We start from the raw sequence: 19,232 nt of genomic DNA on the forward strand, positions 1-19,232 counted from the left end.
TCGGGCCGTGTGGATTCCGTATGAGCATTCCGTGGCGCCGTTGCGTGATTGCATCGCCCTGCCAAATGAAGCAACGCGCCAGCGATTACGCGGCATGGCCGGGATCGGCGATCCGCCGCGAGACCAGATGCGGATGAGTCCGCGCCGATATCCCGCATAATCGGGCGTTGAGCGCCGCCGCGGGAAGAGACATCGTGCGAGCGCATCAATTCAAAACAGGAACGGGTGCGATCCGGCTCGCCGCAAGGCGGCGCCGCCCGCCCCGGGGGAAGACCAGGCAATCCCGCTGAAGACAGGACACCGACACATGGACCGAGCCGAGCACATCAGCATCGAACAGGCGGTCGATCTGCCCGCCGACGAACTGAACGGATGCGACTTTTCGTTCGAGATCGCGTGGGAGCTGAATGCGCCGTACCAGGATCTGCTCGATTTGCGCGCGCTGCCCGTGCGGCGCAAGGACTACGGCTTCGACCCGGCCGGCTGGGCGCGCGAGGCGTCCGGCGGCACCGCGCTGTTCCGCGCGAGCGCGGGCGGGCGCCTCGCGGGATTCGTCGCGATCACCGAAAGCTGGAACGGGATGGCCGAGATCGCGGAACTCGCGGTCGACCGCAGCTGCCGGCGGCAAGGAATCGGCCAGTTCCTGCTCGCGGCCGCGGAAGCGTGGGCGCGCAGCCGCGGGTTCGGCTTCATGCGGCTGGAAACGCAGGCGAACAACGTTGCGGCCTGCTGCACGTACGCGCGGGCGGGCTTCGTCGTGGGCGGCCACGACCGCTTCCTGTACGCCGACGGCGCGAACGACGGGGAGGTCGCCCTCTTCTGGTACAAGGATCTGCGCGACGGGCAAAGCGCGAAGAGCCGGACGGTCGATCCGGAATCGATGCGGCCGCTGTCCTGACCGCTGTCCTGACCGACGCCCCGCCGCCCGCTCCGGTCCTGCTTTCGCCTTACTTCCGCGTCGCGACGATGAACAGGCGCGGGAACGGCAGCAGCACGGTGCCGTCGTCGAGCAACGGGTAGCCGTCCGGGCCGGCGAGCGCATCGCGATAGCGCGCGACGAACGCGTCGCGTTCGCCTTCATCGAGTGCCGCGAGGAACGGCCGCAGCGCGCTGCCCTTGAACCATTCGACGACCGCATCGGCGCCGCCGCGCAACGGATGGTAGTAAGTCGTGCGCCAGACATCCACCCGCGAACACGACGGCGACAGCAGCGCGTAGTAATGCCGCGCGTCGAACCGCTCGGTGCGCGCGGCGTCTTTGAGCTTGTCCGCCCATGGCCCGCCCGCGGCGACCGCGCGCATCAGCCGGTGCGCGGGTTCGTCGAGGTTGTCGGGCATCTGCACCGCGAGATGGCCGCCCGGCGCGAGCCGGCCGACGAGCGACGGAAACAGCGTGTCGTGCGCCGGCACCCATTGCAGCACCGCATTCGACAGGATCAGGTCGTAGCCGCCCGGATCGTCCCACGTGGAGACATCCGCGAGATCGAAACGCAGCGCGGGCAGGCGCTTGCGCGCGGCCGCGATCATGTCCGGCGACGCGTCGATCCCGCGCACCGTCGCGTCGGGTGCGCGCGCGATCAGCGCTTCGGTCGAATTGCCGGGCCCGCAGCCGATGTCGAGCGCGGTATGGATCGGCGTGTCCGGCACGGCGGCCAGCAGGTCGCGGACAGGCCGCGTGCGTTCGTCTTCGAATCGCACGTACTGTTTGGCGTATTGATCGAGTGGCGTTGTCAAGATATGCCTCCGGGTCGGCGTGGACGGCGTCGCGCTACCCGTCGCCGTCGCTGCAGCGCACGCTGCGATCCCGCCGGTCTTCGGTAGCGACGCCGGCGCGGTGACGTCAGGCTACATCGCTCAAAGCGTCTTGACCATGAACACGCGCGCCGTCCCTTCCGGCTCGCACGGCACCTCGCCGAATGCCTCGTAACCGTGCTTCCGGTAGAAGTCCGGCGCCTGGAACGTAATCGTGTACAGCACCGCGCGGGCACACCCGCGCCGCTTCGCTTCCGCTTCGGCCTCGCGCAGCAGCCGGCTACCGAAACCGCCGCCACGCAGCGATTCCGGCAGATAAAAGAGGTCGATGAAGAAGAGGCCCAGCGACGTCCGGCCGGTGAGGCCGCCCAGGACCTCGCCGGTCGCGGGATCGGTCACGTAGACGTCGAGCGCCGCCGTGTCGGATCGGCCCGTCATCGCGTGGTTGAACTCGCCGAGCCTGCGGCTGATGAGGTCGCGTGCGGCCGGCTGCTCGATGTCGGTCAGTTGAAGCGAAACGGCGGGATGCGCGTTCATGGCGTGAAGGTGTACGTGAAGGGGCCGCCGGACCTGCAGCGTCCGCAGCGGGCGTCGTGAATCGACGCGGAACGACCGCGCGTCAGTTGTACCCGAGAATCGCCACCGCCGCGACATCCGGCCGATCGATCGTGCTGCCGACGAGCGACGTCATCGGCTCCTGCAGCACGGCCTGATACGACGTCACGCGCACCGCTTCCGGCGCACCGGCGTCATCCCGAACGGGTTCGTCGAATGCGTCGTAGCCAGTGAAAAACCCCGGTTGCGTTTGCGTAAAAGTCATCTCCACTCCTTTCGATATGTCGTCGATGTTCTAATTCAATTTGCCTGTTTCAACGCCGCCGCTTGCACGGCTGCGCCGCCATGCGCGGCCTCCGACCGCGCGAGCTGCGCGCGCGTGCGCCGCGTGATGTGAATCACCGCGAACACGACCGGCGCGATCAGCAGGCCTTCCGCCAGTTCGGGATCGACCGGCAGGTTCATCACGTGCAGCGCCTTGAACGCCGCGGTCGCGAGCGACAGCACGTAGTACGAAATGGCCGCCACCGACAGCCCTTCGACGGCGTGCTGCAGATGCAGCTGGTTGCGCGCGGTGCGCTCCATGCCCGCCAGCAGGCGCGTGACGTCCTTTTCCTGCGCGAGATTCACACGCGTGCGCAGCAGGTCGACCGCGCGCGCGATCCGCGCGGCGATCTGCTCGTGACGCGCCCACACGCTGCGGCACGTTTCCATCGCCGGCGCGAAGCGCCGCTCCATGAACTCCGCGATCGTCGGCATCCCTTCGATGCGCTCCTCGCGCAGCTCGTGGATGCGCGCCAGCACGAGCTTTTCGTAAGCACGCGACGCGCTGAAGCGGCCGCCGGACCCCGACAGCGCTTCGACCCGCACCGCGAGATGCGTGAGCTTCACGAGCAAGGCCGTGTCGTCGCCATCGGCGCCGCCCGCATCCATCCGCTGCATCAGCGCATGCAGCGCCGCGTGGATCTCGTCGAGCTCGCGGCTCATCCGCCGTGCGACCGGCAACGCGAGCAGCGCCATCATCCGGTACGTCTCGATTTCATGGAGGCGCTGCAGCAGGCGGCCGCCCTGCTCCTCGCGGAAATCCTCGTCGACGACGAGAAAGCGCATGAAGCCGTCGTCGCGCACATGCCAGTCGCAGAACACCTTGCCGCCGCCGAGCACGTTGCTGCCGACGAGCGCGGGCCCGTCGATCCAGCGGCGCAGGTCGCCGCACACGAGCCGCGCGGCATCGCCCGACAGCAACTCCATGCGCACCGCGACGAAGCGGATGCCCGCGAGCCGTGCGAACCACGCGGCCGGGATCCCTTCGATCGCGAGATCGTCGAAATAGCCGGTGTCGCGGCGCGGCGCGACGAACGTGAAGGTCGAGAATTCGGTGTGGCGCTCCCACTTCAGGTACCAGCCGCCCGGCGATTGCACCGCGTAGTGGGTCGCGCCGTCCTGCGGCGCGGCAATGCCGGTGTCGCGGCACAGCGCGTGCAGCAGCGTTTCGTGGATGTCGGGCTGGCCGTCGGCGTAGATCGCGTAGTGCGTGAGCGACACGGCTTCGGCGAGCCGCAGGAACGGCCGGGCATGCAATTCCGCGGCCAGTGCGGCACGCAATGGATGATCCATCATCGGTACACCACTCTTCCCTGTTCGGCGCTGCGTGCCGGGCACGCCGGCGTGATGGCCGCACCGCATCGAACGATGCGGCCGGCTCGATGCCACTATGGCAGACACACAGCGACAATAAAAACGCATAATGCTGATCGTTACGTTCAGTTTTCCTGATACCGATGAAGATGCTCGATCACGACGTGCTGGCCACCGTCGTCGCCGTCGCGGAAACCGGCAACATGACCCGCGCCGCCGAAGCGGTGAACCGCTCGCAATCGGCCGTGAGCATGCAGATCAAGAGCCTGGAAGACGCGATCGGGCGGCCGCTGTTCGTGCGCAAGCCGCGCAGCATCGTGCTGACGCGCGAAGGCGAGGTGCTGCTGGGATTCGCCAGGCGAATGCTGGCGCTGCGCGACGAGGCGTGGGCGGCCGTGGTGCGGCCGGAAGTGACGGGTAAGGTGGTCATCGGCGTGCCGGACGACTATGCGTCGTCGCTGCTGCCGTCGGTGCTGAAGAAATTTTCGGCGACCTATCCGAAGGTCGAGATCCAGGTGATCGGGCTGCCGAGCAGCGCGCTCGCGCCGCTCCTGAAGGACGGCACGGTCGATCTGGTGTGCGGCACGCGCATCAAGGGGCTGTCCGGCGACTTCATCCGCCACGAGCCGATGGCGTGGGCCGCGATGACGAACGGGCCGCGCGTATGGGAAGAACGGCCGCTGCCGATCGCGGTGTTCATGCCGGGCAGCGTCGCGCGCGAGAACGCGATCCGCAGCCTCGAACGCGCGAAGCTGCCGTTCCGCACTTCGTATGAAAGCCCGAGCCTGCTCGGTCTGCTCAGCATGGTCGAGGCCGGCCTCGCGGTCGCGCCGCTCGCGCGCTGCGCGATTCCCGCGCAACTGTCGATGCTCGGCCGCTCGCACGGGTTGCCCGATCTGCCGCCGCTCGAACTGATCCTCGCGCGCAGCACGAAATCGAAGCGCCCGCCGTGCGACTTTCTCGCGGAACAGCTGATGGAAGACCTGCAGCGGCAAACCGGGCAGACCGGCGACGCCTGAACCGCGGTCACGCGCGCGCCGCCTGCGTCGTCACGACGCGCCCGGGTGCAGACGGCCGGCCGCGAGCAAGGCCGCATTGACGATGCCCGCCACCGTGTCGACGAGCGCTTCCAGCGTGTCGCCGTGCACGTGTCGACCGATCGGCGGAATGCATTCGTTGCGCCGGCCGCCCCACCGCGACCCGGCCGTCACGGACAGCGTCGCGCCGAACCGGTTGCCATGCCGGCGGCCGAAGATGCCGACGCGCTGCTCGCCCAGATACGCCTGCTCCGGAAGCAGCAGCAGGATGTCGACCGCGACCTGGTCGGGATCGCCGGCGCGCGTGTTCGCATCGGCAGACGACGCGAACGCCTTCGCGATACGCAGCGTCACGTGCGAATCCCAGGCGGTCAACGGGCCGCCGGCCGCGTCGACGCGTTCGAGGTCGACCGACCAGTGATGGCGCTCCGGCAACCGGATCGCCTGGCGCAGCAGCACGTCTGCCGCGCGAACCGTCACCCGCAACTGCTGGGCCAGCTGCGTGCCCGACGGCAGCGTCACCACGCGCGCGCGGCCGTCTGCCGGACGCGCGGTGGGTACTTCTTCCGCGAGGTCCATGAATCCTCCCTGTCAAGGGCCGGCGCCGCGTACGACGCGGCGCACGAACGTCCGCCGCAGTCGACCCGCGTGCAGCATGGGCACGGCGGCCGGCGAACGGCGGTAAACCGGACGAGCAATCAGCGTTCCCGGGCCGGACGAACCGGTACGCCGCCACGCAACCGGCGGGCAACGGGACCAATCACCGCATCGGCCTGCTGCGCGATCAGCAGGTGCAGCGTGAAGTCGAGATCCTCCGGCGCGATGTCGAATTGCACGTGAATCACGTCGCGCACGGTGCGCGCGCTAACCACGTACACGCCGAGCGGGGAATGCAGCAGCGCCGCGAGCCGGGCGTGCGCGAGCGCGCCGGTGTCGGCCGTCAAGGTAACGGGCAACTGCAGGCGCGGGCGCGGCGGAGGGAACGGAATGACGTTGTTGTGCATGCCGGCGCGCAACTGGCGGCCGGCGACATCGTAGGCGGGAACGGGATGAATGAAGGTCATGGAGCGGACGGAGGCCGTCTCGGCTGTTCGACACGTCCCCAGCTTAGAAGAGACCGCATAAACGTCGTGCAAAAAAACGGGCCGCCCGTGCAAAAAACGGCACGAGGGACATAACACGACGCCGAGTTGCGGCTGGCCGCGCAGTCGTCATGCGCGCGTTGCGGCCGCGCGCCACGGTTCGCGTCGATCTCACCCGCGTTTGCGCCGCCCCACCCCGCTAAGCGAACGCTTCGAGCGACGCGCGCCGCCGCTCGTCGACCATCGATTCGATCAGCGACACCAGATCGTCGGTCAGCGGATCGCAGATGCCCGGCGAGCGATGCAGTTCGAGATCGGCCACCGGCAGCGGCGGCAGCCCGTCCGTCTCGTCGAGCACGCGCCAGTTCTCGGGCAGCGTGCAGCGGTCGATCATCGTCACGGCCGCGCCGTGGTTCACCGCGATCTTGATGCCGGTCGGGCTCTGGCTCGTATAGACGACGTGATACGGCCGCTCGGCCGTCGCGAGCGCCTGCAGCCCGCGCTGCCGGTAGCAGCACGTCTCCGGAAACAGCGCGAGCGGCACCGACGCCTGCGGGCCGAGCGCGAAATCGCGGTGCGCGGCCCACACGACCTCGTGCCTGCCGAGCAGCCGCCCGCCCGCGTTCGGCCCGTGCCGCACGACGAGCGCGACGTCGAGCTCGCCGGCCTGCAGCCGTTCGAGCAGTTCGAGCGACGTGCGGCAATGCACGTGAAAGCGCGCGCCCGGCCGCATCGCATAGAACGACTTCAACAGGTCCGGCAGCCACAGCTCCGCGTAGTCCTCCGGCAGCCCGAAGCGCACGACGCCGCGGTCGCTGCTCGCCTGCTTCAGCGCGAGGATCGCGTCGTTCTGCACCTGGATGATGCGGCGCGCATGGATCAGGAAATTCTCGCCGTCGCGCGACAGTTCGAGCCGCCGACTGTTGCGCATGAACAGGTGCGTGTCGAGCCGTTCCTCGAGCGTGCGGATGCGCAGGCTGATCGTCGATTGCGTGCGATGCAGTTGCCGGGCCGCCGCGGTGAAGCCGCCGCTCTCGACAACGGCGACGAATGCGCGGATCAGCTCCGGATCGAGCGAACTGAGCTTCGACCAATCGGGCCTTTGAATGGCAGCCATCGGAATTACTCGCTTTCGAAAAAAGAAGGGAAGACGAAAGATAGGGCTCGGAGCACGCCGATTGTTGTCCGGAAGCGCCCGGCCCTCCAACCCCTGCCCGGGTATGACAAACCCGGAGCCGGTTCGCGAATGCCCACCCGCCGATTCAGCCCCGCCCGCCGTCACGACACCGGCCGAGGCCCGCCCGGCGGGCGTCCGCGTGCCGGACTCAGGGCATTCCCGGAGACGACGAAAACTCATAGCCCGATCAGAAAACATCGATTCAACGGCCGCGCCGCGGCCCACCACAATCGCCGCACTCCCAACCTCATCGACGAGACACCGCAATGACCGCATCCCAACCCAGGCAGCTTTACATCGGCGAAGGCTTCGAAGGCCCCGGCGTCAACCTCGCGCACATCAACGTGCTGGTCGGCCCGCGCAACGGCCCGGCGGGCCAGGCGTTCGCCACTGCCCTTGCGACGCCGTCGGCCGGCCATGCGCCGTTCGTCGTGATCGCGCAGCCGGGCGTGCCGACCAAGCCGCTCACGCTGTACGTCAACAAGGCGCAGATCGCCAGCGATTTCCACGGCAACGCCACGTGGGGCGCATCGCAGGCCGGCATCGCGAAGGCCGTGGCCGAAGCGCTCGAGAACGGCACGCTGCCGCCCGAAGCGGAGAACGACTGGGTCGTCGTGTCGGCGAACTGGGTGAACCCGCAGACCGACGATCTCGATGCCGTGTTCGAGAACAACTATCGCGCGTGCCGCAACGCGATCGTCGCCGCGATGGAAGGGCTGCCGCATCGCGACGCGGTATTCGCCGCGGCGCGCGACGTGTCGAACCCGTTCTACACCCCGAAGAAAAACTGACGACGACAAGCGGCCGACACAAGGCCGCACCTGGAGGAAACATGGAATACGTCCGCCTCGGCCAGTCCGGCCTGAAGGTGTCCCGCCTGTGTCTCGGCACGATGAACATGGGCACCCCCGAATGGAAGCCCTGGATCTTCGACGAAGCGCAGAGCGAGCCGATCGTGCGCCGCGCCCTCGATGCCGGCGTCAACTTCATCGATCTCGCGGATTTCTATTCGACGGGCGTCGGCGAGGAAGTAGTCGGCCGCATCCTGAAGCGCAACGCGCGCCGCGAGGAGCTCGTCGTGACGACCAAGGTCGGCTACGACATGGGCAGCTATCCGAACGCGGGCGGCCATTCGCGCAAGCACGTGCTCGACGGCATCGACGCTTCGCTGAAGCGGCTCGGGATGGATTACGTCGACATCTTCATGCTGCACTTCTTCGACGTGAACACGCCCGTCGAGGAAACGATGAGTGCGCTGCACGACATCGTGCGCGCGGGCAAGGCGCGCTATATCGGCGTATCGACGATGTACACGTGGCAGTTCGCGAAGATCATGCAGGCCTGCGAACGAAACGGCTGGGACAAGCCGATCAACATGCAGCTGCAGCTGAACCTCGCGTATCGCGAGGAAGAGCGCGAGATGGTGCCGTACTGCATCGACCAGGGCGTCGGCGTGTCGGTGTTCAGCCCGCTCGCGCGCGGCCTGCTGACCTGCGAGCCGCAATCGACGCGCAACCAGACCGACTTCTTCACCGCGCAGATGTACGGCGATGCTTCGTCGCTCGCGATCGCGGAATCGGTCGCGAAAGTCGCGAAGCGCCGCGGCGTACCGCCCGCGCAGATCGCGCAGGCGTGGGTGCTGGGCCGCCCCGGCGTCGCGAGCATGCTGGTCGGCGCGGATTCCGTCGCGCAGTTCGACAGCGCGCTCGGCGCGCTCGAAACGCAGCTCACCGAAGAAGAACTGCACGAACTGGAGCGCAACTACACGCCGTGCGACCTGATCAACGACTACACGGCCGGCAAGCGCATCGCGCGCGCGTCGCGTCCGGCGCAGGGCAGTTTCGCGACGAACTGAAGGATCGAGGCTCCGAGGCACTGAAGGAACGACACACAATGAACGAATTTCTGAGGACCGGCCATTACATCGGCGGTGAATGGCACGAATCGCATGGCGCGAGCGACGCAACCTATCCGGTGCTCAACCCCGCGACCGGCGAGACGATCGCGAAAGTCGCGAAAGGCGGCGCCGACGACACGCAGCGCGCCATCGACGCGGCCGCGCACGCGTTTCCAGCGTGGCGCGCACTGACCGCGAAGGAACGCGGCGCACGCGTGAAGCGCTGGGGCGAGCTGATGCTCGAGAATCGCGACGCGCTCGCCGAGCTGCTGACGCGCGAGCAAGGCAAGCCGCTCGCGGAAGCGCGCGGCGAAGTCGCGTACGCGGCGAGCTTTCTCGAATGGTTCGCGGAAGAAGCGAAGCGCATGTACGGCGACGTGATCCCGAGCCCTAAGCCGGATTCGCAGATCGTCGTCACGCGCGAGCCGGTCGGCGTCGTCGCGGCGATCACGCCGTGGAATTTCCCGCTCGCGATGATCACGCGCAAGGCCGGCCCCGCGCTCGCGGCCGGCTGCACGATGGTACTGAAGCCGTCCGAGGAAACGCCGCTGTCGGCGTTCGCGCTCGCAGTGCTCGCCGAGCGCGCGGGCGTGCCGGCCGGCGTGCTCAACGTCGTGTCGGGCGACGCGGTCGCGATCGGCGAGACGCTGACGAGTTCGTCCGTCGTGCGCAAGCTGTCGTTCACGGGCTCGACGCGGGTCGGCAAGCTGCTCGCGAAGCAGTCGGCCGACACGCTGAAGAAGCTGTCGCTCGAACTCGGCGGCAACGCGCCGTTCATCGTGTTCGACGATGCCGATCTCGATGCAGCGGTCACAGGCGCGATCGCGTCGAAGTTCCGCAACACGGGCCAGACCTGCGTATGCGTGAACCGCTTCCTCGTGCAGGACGGCGTGTACGACGCGTTCACGCGCAAGCTCGCGGACGCCGTGCGCGCGCTGCGCGTCGGCAACGCACTAGCGGGTGAAGTCGACCAGGGGCCGCTGATCAACGAGGCGGCGCTCGGCAAGGTCGAGCGGCACGTGGCCGATGCGACCGCGAAGGGCGCGCACGCGCTCACCGGCGGCAGGCGCCACGCGCTCGGCGGCACGTTCTACGAGCCGACCGTGCTGACCGGCATGACGGCCGACATGCTGATCGCCGAAGAGGAAACCTTCGGCCCCGTCGCCGGCTGCTTCCGCTTTACGACCGAGGAAGAGGCCGTCGCCGCGGCCAACGACACGCCGTTCGGGCTGTCCGCGTACTTCTATACGCGCGACCTCGGCCGCGCGTGGCGCGTGTCGGGTGCGCTGGAGAGCGGGATGGTCGGCGTCAACGACGGGATCATCTCGACCGAAGTCGCGCCGTTCGGCGGCGTCAAGCAATCGGGGCTCGGCCGTGAAGGCTCGAAGTACGGTCTCGACGAATACGTGGAACTCAAGTACACGCTGATGGCCGGCCTCGGCCGCTGACCGCTCCCCGCGGTCGATCCGCGCCGCGCGCCGCCCGGGCGCGCGGCGCCTCGCACGGCGTTCGCGGCGGCGTGCCGCCTGCGCGCGCCGCTGCGCGCCAGATAACAATTCATGAGGCAGCGTGACCCAAGCCAACGTTCAATCCGGCACCGCGCGCGCGTTGCCGCTGTCGCGTGGCGCCGAGGCGCCGCACCGCCCCGTCGCGCTCGACGACGTACCGCTCAACCGTTTCCACGTGAAGATCGCCGGCCTCACGTTCGGCGCGCATTTCACCGAAGGCTACACGCTCGGCACGATCGGCTACGCACTCGCCGCACTCGGCAAGCAGATGCCGATCGACGCGTTCTGGATGGGGATGATCGGCAGCTCGGCGCTGATCGGCATTTTCTTCGGCAACCTCGTGTCGATCACGTGGGCGCCGGAGACGAACCATCTGACGCTGGAGGAGGCGTCGGGGCATTGACGAGGGTGGCGGGCTGCGTGCCCGCCTGCGTCGTCGTGCTCGGTGCTTTCGCAGCGACATACGGCTCATGCGCGGTGGCGATGCGGAATACGATCTGAACGAACCCGGCCGAGGCCGGGTTCGTGCATTGCGGCCGGCGGTTTTATCGGTCGGCTGGGGCAACTGCTCGGGCACCTCGGACTTTCCGGTCGACGATAGCGACCCCGACGACATCCGGCCGATCGGCCCCGACGGTGCGCGCTTTCGCTTCGTCGCCGGCGTGCGCGGCTGGGAGTACCGCGCGATGGGCGCGGACTGGATTCTGTTGTTCTACGAACCGATCAGCCGCGTGGCGCTGCTGACGTTCGACTGGTCGTAAGGCGGGCGGGACGGCGGGCGTTCCGTCTCGCGGTTGGCCGTTCGGCGGACTCGGCGCGGCGGATTCGCGGCGATATGCTGGGGTTTTCCATTCGTCGCCCGCAACCATGCCCGCCCAGCATGTCGATCTCTGCCATGTTCTGCCGTACGAGGCGATGTACTTCGACGATCGTCTCGCGATCGATCGGAACGACCTCGACATTTCCGCGTTGCTCGGCGTGAGCGGCGACGTCTCCGACGAACTGCTCGGTTCGTTGTGCGGCGCGCCTACGGGATCGGAGATTCAAGCCTATCTCGACAGCAGAGGCTCGTTGACCTTCTCGGTCACGAACACCACCTGGATCCGATCCGAAAACCGCGTATCGGTGCGTCGAGAATCGGACACATCCCTACTCGAACTCAAGACAATCGATCTCGTCGACAACGCAATCGCGGGACTCGGCGCGGCGATGCTGTGGCGCATCGTCAGGGCGTCTGATACGTTGGGCATCACCCGAATCATTGCATTCGCAGCGGGGGGCCGGAAAGCAGCGCCCAAACCGGGCGGGCGCCGGCTATGCGGGTACTACGCATGGCCACGGTTCGGTTTCGACGCGCCCATTCCCGACAAGGGCAGCGATGAAGCGGCGTTGTTCCAGTATTTCCAGGGGCACCCGGTCGGTCTTGCCGACGGATCGCTCCGATCGCTGCGTGCGCTCTATGCCACGCGATTCGGGCGAGATTTCTGGCGTGTGGCGGGATCGCATCGCTGGATGACATTCGACGTCGCACCGCGTGGCACATCCGTGCGGGCGTTGCAAAGATACCTGATCGAAAAGGGGATTTACGAATGAACGCAAAGCACACGCCGATTGCCGGATTCCGGATCGCGCGCAACACGGTGAAGCGGGGCCGGCCGGCGAACCGGCATCGCCTCGCGCTCGTCTCCGAAGCCAGGCAGCTCCTCGACGCGCTCGTCGCAAACGAACTCCATCAAAGCCTGGCGCGCGTCATGCGCAAGTCCGCCGTCGGGCACGACGCACGCCCGGCCCACATGCCGACATCCCCGCCGCGACGCACCGTCTTCAACGTCGGGCGTATCGATCTCTCGAAGTGCCAGTTGCCCGTGGTATCGATCGCCGAAATCGAAGCCAGCGGCCGCCGGGAGACACTCATGCACTTCGGACACGACCCCGACGCGTAGCCGGCAACGACGGGAAAAAGCCGTCCGGTTCGGCTCGACAACGACTATTTACGTCTCCCGTCGGTAACGATCTTTAACGGACACCAAGCCGGAAGCACTGTCCGACAGGCGCGGCCTGATCCGATTTTTCCCGCATTCCGATCAGTCGCGTCCCACAGTCGCCGCCTGACCCTTCCGCCCCGCCTGCCCCCGCAACCACGCTGCAAACGCAACCACGTGCTCGACCGCGACACTGTCCGGCTCGATATCGAGCCAATAGCCGAACGGTCCGATCGGCTGCACCGGCGACAGCCGCACGAGGCTGCCCTCGGCGATCTCCTCGTCGATCATGTTCAGGTCGACCACCGCGAGCCCCACGCCCTTGCGCGCCGCGCGGATCGCCTGTTCGAGCGTGGAAAACTCGATGCCGTCGGCGATCCGCGCCACCGGCACGCCGGCCTGCTCGCACCAGTCGGCCCATAGCGTCAGGCGCTTGCCTTCGTGCAGCACATGCAGCGACGGCAGCCGGCCGAGCAGCACGTCGAGCGCATCGCCGCGATAACGCGGCGCGCCGACGAGCGCATGCCGTTCCATCATCAGCAGCTCCGACTGCATTCCCGCGCGCGCCGCGCGCCCGAAGCGAATGTGGCAATGACAGTCGTCGGCCGGCTCGGTGCGGATCGACAGCTCGACGTCGGGCAGCGCTTCCGCGAGCGTGCCGAGCCGCGGCGAAAACCACTGCGTCGCGAACGTCGGCGGCAGCGACACCGTCAGGCGCCGCTTCGCACCCGGCCGCGTGGCGGCGACTTCGTCGACGCCGCGTTCGATCGTGTCGAACGCCTGCCCGATGAACGGCAGCAACCGCTCGCCGGCATCGGTCAGGCGCACGCCCTTGTGATCGCGCTCGAACAGCCGCGCGCCGAGCGCTTCCTCGAGCAGCCGGATCTGCCGGCTCACCGCCCCCTGCGTCACGCACAGCGAAACCGCCGCACGGTTGAAGCTCAGGTGACGCGCGGTCTCCTCGAAAAATCGCAGCGCGATCAACGATGGCAGGCGTCGCATGATGTATGTCCCCTTCGTTCGTATCGTTCGTGCAGTTGCGGGCCGGCGCCGCCGACCATCCTGCGGGCAGCCTCGTCGCAACAAGGCGCGCCAACCGCCGCGCCGTAAAAAGCCCCGGAGGCTCGCGCCCTCCGTCGCATCCATTCATCGTCCCCGCACCCGCGCCGCCCGCCTACAATAAGCATCCCGCACCAAACACGACACCGCCCCGTGAGACGCAAGATGCCGGCGCTGAACGCGCTGAAAGCCTTCGAGATGGCCGGCCGCACCGGCAGCTTCACACGCGCGGCCGAACTGCTCAACGTGACGCAGAGCGCGGTGAGCCGCCAGGTTCGCCAGCTCGAGGGCCAGCTCGGCGAAACCCTGCTCGAGCGGCGCCATCACCAGCTCGAACTGACGGCGGCCGGCCGCGTGCTGCTGCGCGCGCTGCAGCAATCGTTCGACAAGATCGAGCTGACCGTACGCAGCCTGCAGGAAAAAACCCACCTGAACCGCCTGCGCGCGAACGTGCCGCCCACCTTCGCCGCGCGCTGGCTGATGCCGCGGCTCGGCCGGCTGCGCGACGCGCATCCCGAATTCGAGCTGAGCCTCACGACCCGCATACACGACAGTCTCGGCGAATCGCGCGTGCTCGACTGCGCGATCCGGTTCGGCGACGGCGAATGGGACGGCTTCGACAACGCATTGCTGATGCAGGAGCAGCATATCGCCGTCTGCGCGCCCGCGCTGTATGCGCGGCTGCGGCAAGACGGCGCGCCGATCGACCTGAACCGCTTCACGCTGCTGCACGTGCTCGCCACCGACGACCAGCGCTACCTGACCTGGCAGCACTGGCTGAAGGCCGCCGGCATCGCCGATGTCGACACGCGCGGCGGCTACGAATTCGACCTGCTCGACCATGCGATCCGCGCGGCGATCGACGGCCTCGGGATCACGATCGCCGATCGCCACATGGTCGCGCGCGAACTCGCGACCGGGCAACTGATGCAGGTGCTCAACGTGCACGTCGACGGCCACCAGTCGTACTGGTTCGTCACGCGGCCCGAGCAGACGAACCTGCCGCACATCGTCCAGTTCCGCGATTGGCTGCAGCAGGAAGTGTGGCTCGCGAAGCGCCATCTCGAACCGTCGTCGCCGCTGCCGCAAGTGCCGCTCGCCTAGCGCGCGATCCGTGCCCCAAGCGTGGCCGACCGCCTCGCCCGCGCCGAAGCGTCAACCGCGGCCGACACCTTACCGGCTCCCGCTCCCGAGCGCATTCGGATCAGTCGAAAAATGCGGCCCCGCCGCCGCCCGTCCCGCTCCCGGCCCGCGCTACGGCAGCCTTGCCGGACGCGCGATTCCGGCCGATCGGTCGAGTAACGTGCGTTTTTCTCATGCTCGACGCGAAAATAAGTCGTTTGTCGTGCACTAAACGCATGAAGAGAATGGCCTCTGTCCCGTACCGCGCGTGTCGCCACCCGAAGCGATCCGCCCGCATTCATCGGAGGAGTCACTTCATGCGCACCGAACGCAACTACGTGAACGGCCGTTTCGTCGCCCCGGAAAGCGACGCGTTCATCGTCGTCCACAATCCCGCCACCGAAGCGCCGTTCGCGCGCGTGCCGGCCGCGACGCCGGCCGACGCACGCGCCGCCGTCGACGCTGCGGCCGTCGCGCAGAAGGCGTGGCGCAAGCTGCCGAGCGCCGAGCGCGCCGCGTACCTGCACCGTTTCGCCGAAGCGCTGACCGCGCGTGCCCCCGAGATCGGCGCGGCGCTCGCGCAGGAATCCGGCAAGAGCGTCGAGGACGCGTCGAACGAAGCCGTCTACGCGGGCCAGATCACGCGCTATCACGCGGAGTGGGCGCGCCGGATCGAGGGCGAGATCATCCCGAGCGACACGCCTGACGAGAACCTGTTCCTGCAGCGCGAGCCGATCGGTGTCGTCGCGTGCCTGATCCCGTTCAACTATCCCGTCTACACGCTGCTGCGCAAGGTCGCGCCCGCGCTGATCGCCGGCAACACCGTCGTCGTGCGGCCGAGCAACCACACGCCGGTATCCGCATTCGAGATCGCGAAGGCGGCCGACGATGCGGGCTTCCCGCCGGGCGTCGTCAACATCCTGACGATGGACCACGCGACGGCCGAAGCGCTGTGCACGCACCCGGCCGTCGGGATGATCACGCTGACCGGCAGCGTGAACGCGGGCCGCAAGGTGCTCGATTACTGCAAGGCGAACATCGCGAAGCCGTCGCTCGAACTCGGCGGCAAGACGCCCGCGATCATCGAGCCCGACGCCGATCTCGAACGCGCGGCCACTGCGCTCGTCGCGTCGAAGACGACCCATTGCGGCCAGCTCTGCACGGCGATCGAGCGCGTGTACGTGCACGACAGCGTGCACGACCGTTTCGTCGCATTGCTGAAGGAGAAGATGGCGGCCGTGCGCATCGGCAACCGTGCGGAAGACGCCACACGGATGGGCCCGCTCGTCAGCGCATCGGCGCGCGCGCACATCCACGGGATGGTCGAACGCGCGATCGCGGCAGGCGCGACGCTCGAAACCGGCGGCGCGATCCCCGACGGCCCCGGCTTCTTCTACCCGGCCACGCTGCTCACCGGCGTGCGGCAGGACATGGAGATCGTGCAGGAGGAAACCTTCGGCCCGATCATGCCCGTGCTGCGCTACACGACGATCGACGAAGCGATCGCGCAGGCGAACGACCACCAGTTCGGCCTGTCGTCGGTGCTCTACACCGAGCATTACCGCACCGCGATGACCGTCGCGAACGCGATCGAGGCCGGCGAGCTGTACGTGAACCGCACGCCGGCCGATCCGTACCAGGGCTTCCACGCCGGCTGGAAGCGCTCGGGCCTCGGCGGCGACGACGGCAAGCACGGGATGCTCGAATTCACGCAGACGCGCCTCGTCGTCATGAAGTACTGACACCGGCGCGTCAACGCACCGTTTCCGGCGCGCGCACCACGACACCACGCCGCGCGCGCCGCCCCTGACCCGATCCAATACATAACAAATCTGCAGACCTCCGCATGACGGAAGTCTGATGGAGGAAGACATCATGCCGACCCAACCGTCGACGCCCGCGGCGTCGCTCGCGTTGCACGACGACGCTCACGCGTCGCAGCATTCCCGTGCGCAACGCTACCTGCAACTGCTGCTGCTCGTGATTGCCGCGGGCGCGATCTACCCGATGCTGTATCTGCGGCAGGTGTACCAGCCGACGATGCTGCAGTTCTTCCATATCGACGACGTGCAGCTCGGCTACCTGTATTCGTCGCTCGGCACGATCTTCCTCGTCAGCTACCTGCCGAGCGGCTGGCTTGCCGACCGGCTGTCGCCGCGCTGGCTGATCTGCTTCTCGCTGCTCGCGACGGGCGCGCTCGGGCTCGTCTACGCGACCGGGCCGGCGTTCGACACGCTCGTGCTGATCTTCGGCGGCTGGGGGCTGACCACCGGCCTCACGTTCTGGGCCGCCGTGATCAAGCGCGTGAACATGATCGCGGGCCCGGACGAACAGGGCCGTTTCTTCGGGCTGCTCGACGGCGGCCGCGGGCTCGTCGAGGCGCTGCTCGCGACGATCGCGATCACGCTGTTCGCCTACGTGACGCAGGCGCGCGGCACCACCGATGCGGCCGGCTTCAAGCTCGTCGTGCACCTGTACGCGTTCTTCTGCATCGCGCTCGGCGTGCTGCTCGCGCTGGTGAAGGATCCGTCGAGCGCGGGCGAACGCAAGGCCGTGACGGAACGCCGAACAGGCAGCGTGCTCATCGACCTGAAGACGCTCGCGGCGATCCCCGAGCTGTGGCTCGTCGCCGCGATCGTGTTCTGCGGCTATCAGGTGTTCTGGGCGACCTACAGCTTCTCGGCCTACCTGCATGAAGGCAATTTCGGGCTCAGCGCGACGGCGGCCGGCTTCATCACGACGCTCAAGCTGTGGATGCGCCCCGTCGGCGGCATCGGCGGCGGCTTCCTCGGCGACCGCGTCTCGAAGGTGTCGGTGCTGTTCTGGGCACTGGTGCTCGCCGCGCTGTCGCTCGTCGGGCTGATCGCCGCGCCCGCGCACAGCCCGCAGGCGATGCTCGTCGTGCTCGTGCTGTTCATCGGCATCCTCACCTATGCGATCCGCGGCCTGTACTGGTCGCTGCTCGACGACTGCAAGGTGCCGACGCATTGCGCGGGCCTCGCGATCGGCCTGATCTCGGTGCTCGGCTATTCGCCCGACGTGTTCGTGCCGCTGATCAACGGCTACGTGACGCAGACCTGGCCGGGCGCGCACGGCTACCAGCTCTATTTCGGCTACATCGCTGCGATCGCGCTCTGCGGTGCTGGCGCGGCCGCCTTCCTCAAATACCGCCTCACCCGCATTCATCGTATCCAGGAGTCCGTATGAAGATCGTTTCTCTCGAAACCCATATCGTCGCCGTGCCGCCGCCGCATATCGGCGGGATGTACTGGATCTTCGTGAAGCTGAAGACCGACGACGGCATCGAAGGCGTCGGCGAGATCTATTCGGCGACGTTCGGCCCGAAGGCGATGGCGCCGATCATCGACGACGTGTTCGAACGCCACCTGCTGAACCGCGACCCGCATCACGTCGAACGGCTGTTCCGCCAGGCCTATTCGAGCGGCTTCACGCAGCGACCGGATCTCACGATGATGGGCGTGGTCAGCGGCCTCGAAATGGCGTGCTGGGACATCATCGGCAAGGCCGCCGCCAAGCCCGTGTACGAACTGCTCGGCGGGAAGATCCACGAGCGGCTGCGCTCGTACACGTACCTGTACCCGAAGAACGCGAAAGGCGAATACGACTACGACGATCCCGACCTCGCGGCCGAATGTGCGGCCGAGAACGTGAAGCTCGGCTTCACGGCCGTCAAGTTCGACCCGGCCGGCCCGTACACGGCCTACTCGGGCCACCAGTTGTCGCTGGAAGTGCTCGACCGCTGCGAGACGTTCTGCCGCAAGGTGCGTGAAGCCGTCGGCAGCAAGGCCGACCTGCTGTTCGGCACGCACGGGCAGATGGTGCCGTCGTCGGCGATCCGGCTCGCGAAGCGGCTCGAGAAATACGACCCGTTGTGGTTCGAGGAGCCGGTTCCCCCCGGCCAGGAAGAGGCGATCGCGCAAGTCGCGAAGCACACGTCGATTCCGATCGCGACCGGCGAGCGCCTGACCACCAAGTACGAATTCCACAAGCTGCTGCAGGCGGGCGGCGCATCGATCCTGCAGCTGAACGTCGCGCGCGTGGGCGGCCTGCTCGAAGCGAAGAAGATCGCGACGCTCGCCGAAGTGCACTACGCGCAGATCGCTCCGCACCTGTACAACGGGCCAGTCGGTGCGGCCGCGAGCATCCAGCTCGCGACCTGCACGCCGAACTTCCTGATCCAGGAAAGCATCATGACGTGGGGCGGTTTCCATGCCGAAGTCGTGAAGACGCCGATCCGCTGGGAAGACGGCTACATCGTCCCGTCGAACGAGCCGGGCCTCGGCATCGAACTCGACATGGACGTCGTGAGGCGCCACACGCCGTACACCGGCGAACGGCTGCACCTGCAGATGGGCGAACACCCGGTCGACGTGAAGGATCTCGCCCCCGCGAAGGGCTGAGCG

The 19,232-nt window shown here is 67.6% G+C and carries 20 protein-coding genes and 1 pseudogene; 13 read left to right on the forward strand and 8 right to left on the reverse strand.

All coding sequences use genetic code 11. The annotated features are described in order from the left end of the window. Positions 1–307 precede the first annotated feature (307 nt). A complete protein-coding gene (locus U4Y91_RS01795) occupies positions 308–898 on the forward strand; it encodes a GNAT family N-acetyltransferase (RefSeq protein WP_321802841.1) in 591 nt (196 codons plus the stop codon). Between the two features lie 49 nt (positions 899–947). Here the strand turns inward: U4Y91_RS01795 and tam are convergent, their stop codons facing one another. The 4 genes from tam to U4Y91_RS01815 all read right to left on the reverse strand — a co-directional run bounded on the left by tam (position 948) and on the right by U4Y91_RS01815 (position 3,926). Continuing rightward, the gene (gene tam / locus U4Y91_RS01800; RefSeq protein WP_321802843.1) at positions 948–1,733 is read right to left on the reverse strand and encodes a trans-aconitate 2-methyltransferase; all 786 of its coding nucleotides are present in this window, start codon (positions 1,731–1,733) and stop codon (positions 948–950) included. A gap of 120 nt (positions 1,734–1,853) precedes the next feature. Then, entirely contained in the window at positions 1,854–2,288 is a 435-nt protein-coding gene (locus U4Y91_RS01805; protein WP_321802844.1) for a GNAT family N-acetyltransferase, read from the reverse strand. Between the two features lie 82 nt (positions 2,289–2,370). Further along, positions 2,371–2,571: a hypothetical protein gene (locus U4Y91_RS01810; RefSeq protein WP_321802846.1), complete on the reverse strand. Its 201-nt coding sequence runs from the start codon at positions 2,569–2,571 to the stop codon at positions 2,371–2,373. Positions 2,572–2,606: 35 nt separating this feature from the next. Continuing rightward, entirely contained in the window at positions 2,607–3,926 is a 1,320-nt protein-coding gene (locus tag U4Y91_RS01815) for a DUF3422 domain-containing protein (RefSeq protein WP_321802848.1), read from the reverse strand. A gap of 161 nt (positions 3,927–4,087) precedes the next feature. Here U4Y91_RS01815 and U4Y91_RS01820 point away from each other — a divergent pair, with 161 nt between their 5' ends. Further along, positions 4,088–4,963, forward strand: coding sequence for a LysR family transcriptional regulator (locus tag U4Y91_RS01820; protein ID WP_044848057.1), 876 nt, complete (start codon positions 4,088–4,090; stop codon positions 4,961–4,963). A gap of 30 nt (positions 4,964–4,993) precedes the next feature. Here the strand turns inward: U4Y91_RS01820 and U4Y91_RS01825 are convergent, their stop codons facing one another. From U4Y91_RS01825 to U4Y91_RS01835, 3 genes are all read right to left on the reverse strand, one after another. Beyond that, positions 4,994–5,560 (reverse strand): hypothetical protein, encoded by a 567-nt coding sequence (locus U4Y91_RS01825; protein ID WP_321802850.1) that lies wholly within the window; start codon positions 5,558–5,560, stop codon positions 4,994–4,996. A 119-nt stretch (positions 5,561–5,679) separates the two neighbouring features. Beyond that, entirely contained in the window at positions 5,680–6,045 is a 366-nt protein-coding gene (locus U4Y91_RS01830; RefSeq protein WP_321802851.1) for a hypothetical protein, read from the reverse strand. Positions 6,046–6,262: 217 nt separating this feature from the next. Then, the gene (locus U4Y91_RS01835; protein ID WP_321802853.1) at positions 6,263–7,180 is read right to left on the reverse strand and encodes a LysR family transcriptional regulator; all 918 of its coding nucleotides are present in this window, start codon (positions 7,178–7,180) and stop codon (positions 6,263–6,265) included. 326 nt (positions 7,181–7,506) lie between these two features. Here U4Y91_RS01835 and fae point away from each other — a divergent pair, with 326 nt between their 5' ends. From fae to U4Y91_RS01870, 7 genes and pseudogenes are all read left to right on the forward strand, one after another. Beyond that, positions 7,507–8,031 (forward strand): formaldehyde-activating enzyme, encoded by a 525-nt coding sequence (gene fae, locus U4Y91_RS01840; RefSeq protein ID WP_011356415.1) that lies wholly within the window; start codon positions 7,507–7,509, stop codon positions 8,029–8,031. A 41-nt stretch (positions 8,032–8,072) separates the two neighbouring features. Further along, positions 8,073–9,095 (forward strand): aldo/keto reductase, encoded by a 1,023-nt coding sequence (locus U4Y91_RS01845; protein ID WP_321802855.1) that lies wholly within the window; start codon positions 8,073–8,075, stop codon positions 9,093–9,095. A gap of 38 nt (positions 9,096–9,133) precedes the next feature. Continuing rightward, positions 9,134–10,585, forward strand: a complete 1,452-nt coding sequence (locus U4Y91_RS01850) for an NAD-dependent succinate-semialdehyde dehydrogenase (protein ID WP_321802857.1) — start codon at positions 9,134–9,136, stop codon at positions 10,583–10,585. A gap of 160 nt (positions 10,586–10,745) precedes the next feature. Continuing rightward, positions 10,746–10,988, forward strand: a pseudogene (locus tag U4Y91_RS01855) (MFS transporter); the annotation flags it as partial. A 127-nt stretch (positions 10,989–11,115) separates the two neighbouring features. Continuing rightward, positions 11,116–11,406, forward strand: a complete 291-nt coding sequence (locus U4Y91_RS01860) for a hypothetical protein (RefSeq protein WP_321802859.1) — start codon at positions 11,116–11,118, stop codon at positions 11,404–11,406. 106 nt (positions 11,407–11,512) lie between these two features. Continuing rightward, positions 11,513–12,238, forward strand: a complete 726-nt coding sequence (locus tag U4Y91_RS01865; RefSeq protein WP_321802860.1) for a hypothetical protein — start codon at positions 11,513–11,515, stop codon at positions 12,236–12,238. Continuing rightward, positions 12,235–12,588 carry a hypothetical protein gene (locus tag U4Y91_RS01870; protein WP_321802861.1) on the forward strand — a complete coding sequence of 118 codons (354 nt, stop codon included), beginning with the start codon at positions 12,235–12,237 and terminating at the stop codon, positions 12,586–12,588. The genes U4Y91_RS01865 and U4Y91_RS01870 overlap by 4 nt, the downstream gene beginning before the upstream one ends. A gap of 141 nt (positions 12,589–12,729) precedes the next feature. On the opposite strand, the gene U4Y91_RS01875 is transcribed toward U4Y91_RS01870, so the two are convergent. Beyond that, a complete protein-coding gene (locus U4Y91_RS01875; protein WP_321802862.1) occupies positions 12,730–13,629 on the reverse strand; it encodes a LysR family transcriptional regulator in 900 nt (299 codons plus the stop codon). Positions 13,630–13,851: 222 nt separating this feature from the next. On the opposite strand from U4Y91_RS01875, the gene U4Y91_RS01880 reads away from it, so the two are divergent. From U4Y91_RS01880 to U4Y91_RS01895, 4 genes are all read left to right on the forward strand, one after another. Continuing rightward, positions 13,852–14,790, forward strand: coding sequence for a LysR substrate-binding domain-containing protein (locus U4Y91_RS01880; protein ID WP_011356424.1), 939 nt, complete (start codon positions 13,852–13,854; stop codon positions 14,788–14,790). A gap of 335 nt (positions 14,791–15,125) precedes the next feature. Further along, entirely contained in the window at positions 15,126–16,550 is a 1,425-nt protein-coding gene (gene aldA, locus U4Y91_RS01885; RefSeq protein WP_321802863.1) for an aldehyde dehydrogenase, read from the forward strand. A gap of 133 nt (positions 16,551–16,683) precedes the next feature. Further along, positions 16,684–18,015 (forward strand): MFS transporter, encoded by a 1,332-nt coding sequence (locus U4Y91_RS01890; protein WP_321802864.1) that lies wholly within the window; start codon positions 16,684–16,686, stop codon positions 18,013–18,015. Then, positions 18,012–19,229, forward strand: coding sequence for a mandelate racemase/muconate lactonizing enzyme family protein (locus tag U4Y91_RS01895; RefSeq protein ID WP_321802866.1), 1,218 nt, complete (start codon positions 18,012–18,014; stop codon positions 19,227–19,229). Before U4Y91_RS01890 ends, U4Y91_RS01895 begins: the two co-directional genes overlap by 4 nt. Positions 19,230–19,232 lie beyond the last annotated feature (3 nt).

Source organism: Burkholderia sp. BCC1993 (genome assembly GCF_905339865.1).
In the GTDB taxonomy this organism is placed as follows: Bacteria; Pseudomonadota; Gammaproteobacteria; order Burkholderiales; family Burkholderiaceae; genus Burkholderia.